Origin of the sequence: Clostridium aminobutyricum (genome assembly GCF_017255415.1) — a bacterium.
Lineage (GTDB): Bacteria > Bacillota > Clostridia > Peptostreptococcales > Anaerovoracaceae > Aminipila > Aminipila aminobutyrica.
This window is the reverse complement of sequence record NZ_JAFJZZ010000001.1, coordinates 707,031-719,699: the sequence shown is the minus strand read 5'-3', so window position 1 is coordinate 719,699 and position 12,669 is coordinate 707,031. Positions and strand designations below refer to the sequence as shown.

Sequence of the window (12,669 nt, the reverse complement as noted above, 5' to 3'; positions counted from 1 at the left end):
TTTCTATACCGCTATCATGCCGGAAAATCCCATAAAAGCTAAGCCAAGCATTCCGGCCAAAATAAATGCAATACCCAGCCCTTCTAATGATTTAGGTACATCTGCCAACCTTAATTTTTCTCTTAAACTTGCCATTAGGATAATAGCCAGCGCAAATCCCATACCGGATCCAACGGCATGTACTACACTTTTTATAAAAGAAAAATTAGACTCTGCATTTAAAAGCGGTACACCCAGCACAACGCAGTTTGTCGCAATTAATAATAAGTAAATGCCCCACATATTGTATAAAGTAGGTGCATGCTTTTTTATAATCATTTCTAAAAGCTGAACAAAGCTTGCGATTAAAAGCACAAATACCGCTGTTGTTAAAAACGTTAAATGAAAGGGTGCCAAAACAAAGTGGTGCACCGTCCAAGCGAGCATAGAGCTCAACGTCATAACCGATGTTACAGCCATCCCCATACCAACGGAAGCATTTAAACTGTTTGACACTCCGAAGAAAATACAAAGTCCCAAAAAACGTGTTAAAACAAAATTATTTACAACGACCGCACTGACAAACAGTGTCAAATATTCACCCATTATGCCTCACCTCTTTCCAGTTTAACTTTTTCCAAATGATCATTAAGCATCTTGACTCCGGCTACCATATAACCGATGAGTATAAATGCACCTGCCGGTAAAATCATAATCAGCGCAGGATTATACCAAGAGCCGAATACTTGGATGCCGAATATGGTTCCTGCCCCGAAAAGTTCTCGAATGATGCCGATCACCAGCATGGCAAGACCAAAACCACAGCCCATCCCCAGTCCATCGAAAAAGGATGGAACCACTGAGTTCTTTGAAGCAAACACTTCCGCTCTGGCCAAAATAATAGCAAAAACAACAATCAGTGCGAGATAGATCCCTAATTCCTTATACAGCATAGGGGCGTATGCTTGCAATACTAATTGTACTACTGTAACGATCGTTGCTACCGACGTGATATACACCGGTACACGAACCTTCGGATTGACCACTTTTCTGGTAAGGGATACAACCGTATTATTGGCTGTAATAACAAACATAACGGAAAGCCCCATGGTCAGCGAATTGATTGCACTGCTTGTTACCGCTAAAGCCGGACAAAGACTCAGTGCGAGGACAAAAATCGGATTGTCTGAAATAATTCCTTTTTTAAATATATTCCAAAGTTCTCTCATATTATTTCCCCCCCTCAAACTGCTCAACTTGTTCTACTGCTTCTCTGATCCCTTTGGTTACCGCTTTGGATGAAATAGTAGCTCCTGTCATGGCTTGAATATTATTCTTTTTAGAAACATCTTTTACGACTTCTAAATCTTTACTTGTTTTACCTTTAAATTGACTTTTAAAAGGCTCCTTACCGGCATTGTCTCCAAGGCCGGGTGTTTCATTATGGGCTAATATGTCATAGTCAATAATTTCCCCTTGAGGACTCACTGCTACCAGTATTTTTATAGTTCCTCCGTAGCCTTTACTCTCTGCCGGAACAACATAACCAATGACTTCCCCATTCTTTTGAGCAGAAAACCAGTCCTCTTTTCCTTCTATGGGTTCAAAATTTTCCGCATCCTCTACCAATGCTTTCATGGTATCATTTTTCATCATCACTGCTTTTTCCGCCGCAACCGGTGTAGTTACCAGATAAGTTACGGCAATAATGGCACCTGATATGAAACAAGCAGCCGTTAAATTCATAGCGATTTGAAAGATACTGTACTCTTTATTGTGATTATTTGACATGTTTCACTACCCTCCTTGCCCCGAATTTAACCGGCTTTACCAATCGGTCAATAAGCGGTGTAACCGCATTCATTAACAAGATGGAGTAACAAACTCCTTCCGGATATCCGCCTTTTAGTCTGATTAAGACCGTAAGCATTCCTGCACCTATGGCAAATAGGATTTGACCTTTCTTTGTAATGGGACTGGTCACCATATCCGTAGCCATAAAAAAGGCTCCTATGATTAAACCTCCGGCCATCATATGAAAGAGAGGATCTCCCGTAAAAAGCCCTGCCGGTCCGAAAACCCAAGTTAAAAGTCCTACCGTTCCAATCATAAACACAGGAACGATCCAATTTACATAACCTTTATAGATTAGATATGTACCAGCTAGAAGTAACAGGATCGTTGAAGTTTCACCAATACTTCCATTTCGAGTACCGATGAACATGGCTTTATACATGTCAGGCGCACTGCCAAAGGTCGCTATCAGTGTTTCGTAGCCTTGGTGCTTTAACATATTTAAAGGCGTTGCAGTGGTAACTGCATCTACATTTGTCTTAAATTCTGTCCATGTTGTCATGGATACAGGCCATGACAACATAAGCGCTGACCGACCGATATGTGCCGGATTAAAAATATTATATCCTAGGCCTCCCATCGAATGTTTTGCGATCACAATAGCAATAAAGGAACCCACTACTGCCATATAGGGTGGAATGGTGGGCGGCAGGCACATTGCTAAAAGCAAGCCGGATAAAAAAGCACTGCCATCCGAAACGGTCACCGGCTTTCTTCTGAATTTTTGTACGAGATATTCAAACACAACTGCAGACAGACTCCCTGTCAGCAGTATGATTAATGCGGAAATGCCAAAGTTATAAATAGCAAACAGCGCAGCAGGTGCCAGCGACAAACTTACCGTCCACATTATTTTAGAAACAGATTCATCTCCACGTATGTGCGGAGATGTCGAAACGGCAAAATAATTCTCTTGTATGCTGATTTCACGGTTCATAAACGGTCACCTCCTATGCTGTCACAGACTTCGCAGCCTTTTGTGCTGCCTTGGCAGCATTTTTCATCTTACAATATCGAATATACTGAACAATATTTCTCTTTGCAGGACATACGTATACACAACTTCCGCACTCTGCACAATCGAACAGACTTTGTTCTTCTTTTGCTTCTTCATAGAAATTCTTCTGTCCCAAAATACTCAGCATGCTTGGATTTAGTCCGCACGGGCATACGTGTACACATTTTCCGCAGCTGATGCAGGCAGATTCCTTACCATTTTGAACATCTTTTTTGGTTAATCCAAGAATACCGGAAACCCCTTTAATGATCGAAATATTTAAATTAGATTGGGCAAATCCCATCATCGGACCACCCATGATGAGTTTAGCCGGTTCTTCTGAAAACCCGCCGCAATGCGCTACTGCCTCTGAAAAGGTTGTCCCAATTCGAAGCAAAAGATTTTTAGGATTTTTTATGCCACTTCCACTTATCGTTGTTACTCGTTGGATTAACGGGATCCCTTTTACCACCGCATCATAAATGGCAACTACCGTACCGACATTTTGAACCACTACTCCAATATCCGCAGGTAACGCTCCGGAAGGAACTTCCCTTCCTGTCAGCACTTTAATGAGCATCTTTTCTGCTCCTTGCGGGTACTTTGTTGGTATGGCTTTCACTTCCACGCTAGTTCCTGCAAAGGCTTTCTGCATGGCAGTTACCGCATCGGGTTTATTATCTTCAATTCCCACGTAGGCTTTTGAAACGCCCAGAACCTTCATCGTTATTTGGACCCCGGTAAGAATTCGATCGGAATACTCCAACATCATTCTGTAATCTGCTGTTAAAAACGGTTCACATTCTGCCGCATTTAAAATAAACGTATCTATTTTCTTTTCTTTCGGCGGTGCTAATTTTACATGGGTAGGAAAAGTAGCTCCTCCCATTCCAACCAGACCGGCTTCTCTGATAATATCTCTTAACTCATTGTCCTTTAACTTCTGCCAGTCTCTTTCAAAAGGAATTCCTTCTATAAACGTGTCTTGACCGTCGCTTTCAATAACAACAGAAAGGCACTTTCCGAATATGGCATGCGGATATTCTGCCACATCCAACACCGTACCGGATATAGACGCATGTACCGGACTAGAAACAAAATCAGCGCTGCTGGCTATGATCTGTCCTTTCTTGACTAAATCCCCTTTTTTCACAATAGGTGAACAAGGGGCCCCGATATGCTGCCTTACAGGAATGATAACTTTATTCGGCAGTGGGGCTATTTCTATCGGCTTATCAGCCGTATAACTTTTAGAATCTTTTGGATGAATACCTCCACGAAAACTCTTTAACACTTTTTTACTCTCTCCTTCTAGCTTATTTAAAAATACCATGAATTATAGTCAAATAAATTTCTAAAAATACTCTATTCTAAGATGAGATTCGAGTAATAGTAGGCTGCATTTTTTTACTATTATGAGCGAATTTATCAAAAACTTTTATATTCAATACAGATAATAAAAAAGCAAAAATGCCTCCTCCGATTTCAAAACTCTGTATCGAATACCCCAGTTTTACAGCTATTTCATGTCCAATCATAACACCTGCTAAAATAGCCAAAAGAGGCACTATATAAACCACAAAAGCAGCGACCAACATGTTTGTTTCCTTTACTTCTAAGATCACTCTCTGTCCTGATTTCGCACCTATTAAGTTTTGAGCTTCTATTATCAATGTATTATCACCTGGGCATGCACCGCAATTTTTACAGTCATTGTGTCTGCCCAGTTTGACTTTCGCCATATTTTCCTTACAGGTTTCAATGATAATTCCGTCTTCTTCTTTTGACACTTTACATCCCCCTTTACAAGTATTCGCATCTATAAATTTATATTTCATGTATCGATTTCTCCATATATTGTTAGTTAATTGTTTATCATCCATCAGACTGGTATACATTCATATTTTTCATAATTGCTCCTCCTTGTTCAACAACGTTAGCCTGCCTAATTTTTCTGCTCGGACGTTCTAGGCTTGATTTTTGGCACTCCTTACAATTTGAATTCGATATTATTCGGGTTAAATCCCCTCAGTTTAAATCGATATTTTGCTAAACTTCTGTTCATTTCGTTAACAATATATCATTCAAACCCTATCATTTTACTGCTTTCATTTTATTTTTGCAACCCTATTGCATACAGTGTACAAAAAATTAACATAAATTTAACAATCAAATACTGCTTTTTAAAAAAGCAATGAAATTTTAAAAATAGTGTGATAATTAAAAAATTACATATCGAAATCGATTTACTTCAAAAAATAAAACAGCCACCTAAATTTAGGTGGCTGAAATGGTTTTATAATTATAATTTCACAATTATTCTTCGTCTAAATCTAAAGAACAGTTGTGATGCACTTTCTGAACATCATCGTTTTCTTCAAGGATGTCAAGCATCTTCTTGAGCTTTTTGATATCGTGTTCATCGGTCGGTGCACTTTCCATGGAAGGTACATACTCGATGTCGGATTCGATCAATTCATAGCCTGCATCAGAAAGAGCGGTATGAACATCGGTATACACTCCCGGTTCGGTACGCACTTCAAAAGCATCTTCATGCGTAATCATATCTTCTGCTCCTGCTTCAAGAGCTGCTTCCATAAGAGCATCTTCATCGATAGAGTCTATTTTCTCTATAATGATGACACCTTTTCTAGCGAACATGTAAGATACACAGCCCGGCGCGCCAAGATTTCCGCCATACTTATCGAAAGTAGACCGAACCGCTGCGGTTGTTCTGTTCTTGTTATCGGTTAATGCTTCCACGATAACAGCAACACCAGCAACGCCGTATCCTTCAAAATTTAGCTCTTCATAAGTTTCCCCTGCTAATTCGCCGGTTCCCTTCTTAATCGCTCTATTAATATTATCGTTAGGCATGTTAATGCCCTTAGCTTTTTCGATTGCAACCTTCAGAGTTGCATTGTACTCCGGATCTCCACCGTTTTTTGCTGCCACTGTAATAGCTTTTGCATACTTCGTGAATACTGCAGCTCTTTTTGAATCTTGTGAGGCTTTACGTCCTGCGATTGTACCGTGTCTTCCCATGGAGACACCTCCTAACTTCTAAAAAATTTCAACTCATGTATTATACTACATCTTCTTCCGAAATACAATCTAGCTTTTCCATATTTTTATACGCTGTTGCCATCATGAGTTTGATTCTATTCAGTTGGTTTACATCGCTGGCACCGGGGTCATAGTCCACCGCGGTAATATTCGCAAAACTATTGTACTTCCTTAATGCCTTTAACATTCCTTTTCCGGTCACATGGTTTGGTAAGCATCCAAATGGCTGCATACAGATAATATTGCTTACGCCGCTGTCGATCAGTTCCATCATTTCACCTGTCAGAAGCCAGCCTTCACCACATTGATTACCCAAAGAAAGCAGTTGGCTCGCTTTTTCAGCAGTATCTTCAATATGATGCGGAGCGTGGAATCGTTCACTCTCCTCTAATGCATATCGAGCCGGTTCTCTAAACCATTCAATGAAACGAATGGCCATCTTATTGGCAATCATGGTACCATATTTACCGGATAAGTGATGATAATTAAATTCCTTGCTATGCATACCGTAAAGGAAAAAGTCTATTAAATCCAGAACGACTGCTTCTCCGCCTTCATTTTCAATGATACTTACAATATCATTATTGGCTGTAGGGTGATATTTGACCAATATTTCCCCTACCACACCTACTTTTGGCTTTTTAATATCCAGTAATGGCAGTTCATCAAATTCCTGAACCAGTTTTTTAACCAGACGTTTAAAATTTACAATACTTCCGCTTTGAACATTTTGAGTCAAAATTCGTATCCATTTGTCATACAGCTTATTGGCTGAACCCGGTACCGCTTCATATGGTCTTGTGGCATAAAGCACACGCATTAAGGTATCTCCATATACCGCACTGATCAATATTCTTTTGATCATCGGCCAGGTTAATTTAAAGCCTGTGTTTTGTTCAAGGCCAACCATATTAAATGAAATAACCGGAATCTTTTCCAGATTTAAATCAATTAATGCTTTACGAAGTAAGGCAACATAGTTACTTGCCCGGCATCCTCCGCCTGTTTGAGACATAAATACGGCAGTCCTGTTTAAATCATGCTTACCGGATTTCAATTCGGATATAATTTGACCTAAAGAAACGATAGTAGGATAACAAGCATCGTTGTTTATGTATCGTAAGCCTTCTTCCACTGCGTTTTTATCAACAGAAGGAAGTAATTCTACATTATATCCGCATTTTCGGAGTGCTGGTGCAAGAAATTGAAAATGAATCGGAGACATTTGAGGTATAAGAATAGTGTATCGTTTACGCATCTCCTCTGTAAATACTTTTCGTGCGAACTGAAGATCTTTGTCAATAGGTTTGATATTGTTCTTTTCCCTCTCATCAATTGCTGCCTTCAAAGACCGTATTCTAATCTTCGCCGCACCCAGATTGGTTCCTTCATCGATTTTCAATACCGTATACATATTGTTGGTTTTCTTCATAATCTCTTCGACCTGATCGGTTGTAACCGCATCCAAACCGCAGCCAAAAGAATTTAATTGAATCAGTTCGATATCTTCATTTTTGCTGGCAACGATTGCCGCTTTATACAATCTGGAATGATAGGTCCATTGATCAAGTACCCGAAGAGGTCTCTTCATTTTGGACATATGAGCTACGGAATCCTCCGTCAAAACAACCATATCAAAAGTTTCGATTAGTTTATCCATGCCATGATTAATTTCAGGATCTAAGTGATAAGGCCTGCCTGCCAATACAATGCACTTCTTCTTATTGTTTTTAGCATAACGAAGGGCATTGGCTCCCTGTTTCTTGATATCATCATGGAATTTTTTATTTTCTTTCCTTGCTTCCTTCACTGCTTTTGCTACTTCTGCAGCAGTAATTCCAAGTCTTTTCAGCATCGTATGCAATTCTCTTGCGAGATCAACGTCATTGTCATACGGTAAAAACGGGTGAGAAAAAGTCACATCATTTTCTGCAAAAAGATCATCCATATTATTGGCAATCACCTCAGGATAAGTCGCAACAATCGGACAATTATAATGATTCGGAGCCGATTGATCTTCGATCATTTCATAATTGATACAAGGATAAAAAATCCATTTAATATCTTGCTCCACCAACCATTTCACGTGACCATGAACCAATTTTGCCGGGTAGCATGCTGTGTCGGAAGAAATGGTATCCATTCCCTTCTCATAAATTTTTTTAGAGGACGCAGGTGATAAAACCACACGGAATCCCAATTTTGTAAAGAAGGTAAACCAGAATGGATAATTTTCATACATATTCAATACTCTCGGAATCCCTATCACACCGCGTTTTGCGTAAAGTTCTGCCGTCGGTTCATAATTGAATATTCGTTTATATTTATATTCATATAAATTAGGAAGCTGGTTTTCTCTTGATTCCCTGCCGACCCCTTTCTCACAACGATTGCCTGTAATAAACTTTTCCCCGTTGCCGAATTTGTTGATAGTCAGCAGACACTGATTCTCACAATGCTTGCATCGTGCATGCATATTTTGCACGGTAAAGAGTTCCATATCTTCCAACTTAATAATAGAAGATTCGGTCCCCTCTACATAGTGTTCCTTGGCGATCAAAGCCGCTCCATAGGCCCCCATTAGACCTGAGATATCCGGTCTTACCACTTCTTTGCCGATAATATTTTCAAGACTCCGAAGTACGGCATCATTCAGGAAGGTTCCTCCCTGTACAACGATCTTTTCACCGGTCTCATCCGTATTTCTCAGCTTGATCACTTTATATAAAGCGTTTTTTATAACGGAATAAGATAGCCCCGCAGAGATATCTCCGATGGTTGCGCCTTCCTTCTGGGACTGTTTTACTTTTGAATTCATAAAAACCGTGCATCGGGTGCCCAAATCCACCGGTCGCTTAGCAAATAAAGCTTCTTTAGCAAAACGTCTGATATCCAGATTGACAGATTTGGCATAGGTCTCAATAAAAGAACCGCAGCCGGAAGAACATGCTTCATTCAGCATAATATTATAAATGGCACCGTCTCGGATTTTCATGCACTTCATGTCCTGTCCGCCGATATCCAAGATAAATTCTACGCCTGGTAAAAAGGCTTCCGCAGCTTTATAGTGAGCCATTGTCTCGATCTCACCTAAATCTACATTAAAGGCAGTACGAATCAGCCCTTCCCCATAACCGGTAACGGTTGTATTTGATATCGCAACGGTTTCAGGAAGCAGACTGTATAGTTCTTTTAGCATAGACATCGTAACTTCCAAAGGTTTCCCTTCGTTGCTTCTATAAAACGAGTATAATAAATGATTGTCATTGTCAATTAATGCAGCTTTTGTCGTCGTTGAACCTGCATCAATGCCAAGAAATACATTACCCTTCACTTTTTTAATATCTTTTCGGCTTATTTTATTGTTATCATGCCGGAGCGTAAATTCCTGATATTCATTATAATCTTTAAACAATGGATCGATATGCTTGGTTTCTGATAAAATAGAAGAATCTGCATTATTTAAGATGTTAACAATGGAGCCAATTCTTCTTACCGGATATTTTTCAGCTATTAAAGATGCACCTATTGCTACAAAATATTGAGAGTCTTCCGGGAATATAATATTTTCAGGATTTAAATGCAGCGTTTCAACGAAACGTGCTCTTAATTCAGATAAAAACGATAATGGGCCGCCTAAAAAAGCCACATTACCTTTTATAGTTCTACCGCAAGCAAGGCCACTGATGGTTTGATTCACCACTGCTTGGAAAATAGATGCAGAAAGATCGGCAATACTAGCCCCTTCATTAATCAATGGTTGTATATCTGTTTTTGCAAAAACGCCACATCTTGCTGCAATCGGATAAATCAGTTTATGATCTTTCGCCGCCTCATTTAACCCTTCTGCATCCGTATTTAACAATACGGCCATTTGGTCAATAAAAGCACCCGTGCCTCCGGCACAAGTACCGTTCATTCGCTGCTCTACAGTTACTCCATAGAACGTTATTTTAGCGTCTTCTCCTCCAAGCTCAATGGCTACCTCCGTCTGCGGAATAAGATGCTCTACAGCTTTACTGCACGCAACCACTTCCTGCTCAAAAGGAATATTCAAAAGCTTGGATAAAGACAGTCCGCCAGAACCTGTTATAGTCATATGTATCGGCTTATTTCCGTATCTGTCATGAAGCTCCTGCATTAAGCTGGCCACTTTCGAAAATACATTGGACATATGTCTTTCATATCTTTTAAATAGAATATTGCTGTTTTCATCCATTAACACTACTTTAACGGTAGTTGATCCTACATCAATGCCTAATTTCATAGTCATTACCCCTCTAAGAAATCGATTATCGTTATACATATTTGTTTGTGTTTGATTTACATTATACCACAAATTTATACATTTTCATTAAACAATTTCAAATTTTCTGTCTGTAAGTTTTTACTGTCAAACCCTTTATCTTCTATGGTATAATCTTTTCATGAAAAGTATGATAAAGAAAAAAACGTATAAGGCTATTTACCGGTTGTTAGATAGGGTGTCACCTCTTGACAGTGATTGCGGCAAACTTTGCGGTGCTGCCTGTTGTACCTGCGGCGGTGATAGTCAAAGCGAAGAAGGTCTTGACTACGATTTGGGAATTTATTTGCTCCCCGGAGAAGAAAAGCTGTTTACTATGAAGGAGAAATGGTTGAAATGGAGCGCTGAATATGCAGAAGATTATGATTTCCCAGAATCTTGGTTCGGAAAGATTTATTTCATAAGATGCAAAACGCCGCCAATTTGTCCAAGAGCGCAACGGCCTTTGCAATGCCGCTTCTTTCCGTTGGCTCCTCATTTTTCTCCTGAAGGAAAACTACAATTGATTTTATGTACTTCTGAGCTTCCATATTCCTGTGCATTGATTGATCGGCACTTCAAGTTAAATGATCATTTCATCAAAGCAACTTATACCGTTTGGAAGCATCTCATTCGTGATCCGCTTATTTATGATCTGGTAAAAATGGATTCCAATGACCGCGAATTTATGGAAACAACGATCAAGGTGATCTGCGAATAAAATTTTTTATATCCCGCTCTTTTTTAAAAGCTCTCATCAAATAAATAATCACCTGAATTCTTTATACCCTATTCGGAGGAAAAGATTCAGGTTTTTTTTATTATGTAGGAAATATCGCTTGTGATATGGACGGAATATCAAAAAAATTTCAGATGAAATGCGAAAGAATGCGAGCCAAAAGCTCATCGAAGATGATTTTTTTATTTTATATTATCAAGATAATGTCGAAATTTCTTTTTTGTATAAGCGATTTAAGAAGATGATGCAATATATGGTGCCCAATATTTCAGCTAACGGCCACGCCCACCATACCAAAGCCAAGCCGCCTATACTGGTCAGCAAAAATGCCAGCGGTACAATGCCGACAAGCTGTCTGATGAGTGACATCCAAAGGCTGAGCATACCATGACCCGTCGCTTGAAATAAAGTCGAGGTCATGATGCCAAAAGCTGCAGGTAAGAAACATAAGCTTATGATTCTCAGCGCAGGCGTTCCTATTATTATCATATTTTCTGATGCATCGAATAGTAATAAAAGCTGCGCCGGAAGTAGCAGAAAGAGTAAAGTGCCGATGCACATGATAACAAGTGAAATCTTAAACCCCAGTTTATACGTCTTCATTAAACGATCTCTATTTTTCGCTCCGTAATTATATCCGATGATCGGCATAGCCCCTTGGTTCAATCCGAATATCGGCAAAAATATAAACGAATTTAATTTAAAGTAGATGCCTAAAACAGCTACTGCCGTTTCTGAAAAAGCCAGGATGCCGTTTACAAAGAACAACATGACCGACACGATTGCCTGCATGACAACAGAAGGAAAGCCCACGGAATAGATGTCTTTTGTAATTTGCCCACTGAATTTAAATCCTCTTATTTTGACGGTTACTTCGTGCTTTTTACCCAGCAATAACACCAATCCCATGCACATGGATATAAATTGTCCGACTACGGTTGCCACGGCCGACCCGACCACGCCCATTTCCGGGAAACCAAAATGCCCGAAAATAAGAATATATCCTAAGATGATATTAATGATGGCTCCGGTTAAACTGCAAGCCATCGGCAACAGCATATTTCCGGTTGCCTGTAATACTTTTTCCGTATTCACTTGGACAAAGACAAATAAGGAGCAAACCGTAACAATCACCAAATAAGCAGTTCCTTGTTCCAGAATGTATGGCGAATCCGTGTAAGCGGCCATATACATTTTTGAAAAGAAAAATCCAAATAAAGCGAAAACAGCCCAATTTATAAAGGCTATTCGGAATCCATGGCTGGCGGCCATATTCGCTTCTTCAAATCTTCTTGCCCCAAGCCTTCTGGCAATCAACGAATTGACACCCACTCCGGTTCCTACCGCAACCGATATCATCAGCATCTGAATCGGGAAAGCCAAAGAAACGGCCGTCAAAGAAGCTTCGCTTACCTTTGCCACGTAAATACTGTCTACTATATTATAAAGTGCCTGTATAAACATCGAAAGCATTGCCGGCCAAGCCATACCTAACATCAATTTTCCAACAGGCATAGATGCCATTTTATTTTCCTTTATATTGTGTTCTTTCCTTTCTGTTTCGTTCTGTTTTTCAATACCTTCTATCCGGTCTTTTGTTTCTTGTGTCATAAATACCAATCCCCTATTTTATCCATTACTTACTTAAATTTAAACTTACATAATATATCATTTCGAAATATTATGTCAACAACTCAGAACTTAAAATAAATAGCAATGCTTGATTAAAGCAATGCTATTTATAAAAAG

At 39.5% G+C, this 12,669-nt stretch carries 10 protein-coding genes; 1 reads left to right on the top strand and 9 read right to left on the bottom strand.

Annotated features, from left to right (window positions below; all coding sequences use genetic code 11):
- Positions 1 to 3 precede the first annotated feature (3 nt).
- The 8 genes from JYB65_RS03505 to JYB65_RS03470 all read right to left on the bottom strand — a co-directional run bounded on the left by JYB65_RS03505 (position 4) and on the right by JYB65_RS03470 (position 10,163).
- Positions 4 to 585, bottom strand: a complete 582-nt coding sequence (locus JYB65_RS03505; protein ID WP_206581226.1) for an electron transport complex protein RnfA — start codon at positions 583 to 585, stop codon at positions 4 to 6.
- Complete coding sequence (gene rsxE, locus JYB65_RS03500) at positions 585 to 1,208, bottom strand: electron transport complex subunit RsxE (RefSeq protein WP_206581225.1); 624 nt, start codon at positions 1,206 to 1,208, stop codon at positions 585 to 587. Before rsxE ends, JYB65_RS03505 begins: the two co-directional genes overlap by 1 nt.
- A gap of 1 nt (position 1,209) precedes the next feature.
- Positions 1,210 to 1,770 carry an RnfABCDGE type electron transport complex subunit G gene (locus JYB65_RS03495; protein ID WP_206581224.1) on the bottom strand — a complete coding sequence of 187 codons (561 nt, stop codon included), beginning with the start codon at positions 1,768 to 1,770 and terminating at the stop codon, positions 1,210 to 1,212.
- Positions 1,760 to 2,770 (bottom strand): RnfABCDGE type electron transport complex subunit D, encoded by a 1,011-nt coding sequence (locus JYB65_RS03490; RefSeq protein ID WP_206581223.1) that lies wholly within the window; start codon positions 2,768 to 2,770, stop codon positions 1,760 to 1,762. The genes JYB65_RS03495 and JYB65_RS03490 overlap by 11 nt, the downstream gene beginning before the upstream one ends.
- A gap of 13 nt (positions 2,771 to 2,783) precedes the next feature.
- Complete coding sequence (gene rsxC / locus JYB65_RS03485; protein ID WP_206581222.1) at positions 2,784 to 4,124, bottom strand: electron transport complex subunit RsxC; 1,341 nt, start codon at positions 4,122 to 4,124, stop codon at positions 2,784 to 2,786.
- Between the two features lie 76 nt (positions 4,125 to 4,200).
- A complete protein-coding gene (locus JYB65_RS03480) occupies positions 4,201 to 4,668 on the bottom strand; it encodes a SoxR reducing system RseC family protein (protein WP_206581221.1) in 468 nt (155 codons plus the stop codon).
- A 478-nt stretch (positions 4,669 to 5,146) separates the two neighbouring features.
- Complete coding sequence (locus JYB65_RS03475) at positions 5,147 to 5,875, bottom strand: YebC/PmpR family DNA-binding transcriptional regulator (protein ID WP_206581220.1); 729 nt, start codon at positions 5,873 to 5,875, stop codon at positions 5,147 to 5,149.
- A gap of 40 nt (positions 5,876 to 5,915) precedes the next feature.
- Positions 5,916 to 10,163: a 2-hydroxyacyl-CoA dehydratase gene (locus tag JYB65_RS03470; RefSeq protein WP_206581219.1), complete on the bottom strand. Its 4,248-nt coding sequence runs from the start codon at positions 10,161 to 10,163 to the stop codon at positions 5,916 to 5,918.
- A gap of 160 nt (positions 10,164 to 10,323) precedes the next feature.
- Here JYB65_RS03470 and JYB65_RS03465 point away from each other — a divergent pair, with 160 nt between their 5' ends.
- On the top strand, positions 10,324 to 10,902 hold the full coding sequence (locus JYB65_RS03465) for a hypothetical protein (RefSeq protein ID WP_206581218.1): 579 nt from the start codon (positions 10,324 to 10,326) through the stop codon (positions 10,900 to 10,902).
- Positions 10,903 to 11,115: 213 nt separating this feature from the next.
- Here JYB65_RS03465 and JYB65_RS03460 read toward each other — a convergent pair whose 3' ends face one another.
- Positions 11,116 to 12,531 carry an MATE family efflux transporter gene (locus tag JYB65_RS03460; RefSeq protein WP_206581217.1) on the bottom strand — a complete coding sequence of 472 codons (1,416 nt, stop codon included), beginning with the start codon at positions 12,529 to 12,531 and terminating at the stop codon, positions 11,116 to 11,118.
- Positions 12,532 to 12,669: the final 138 nt, after the last annotated feature.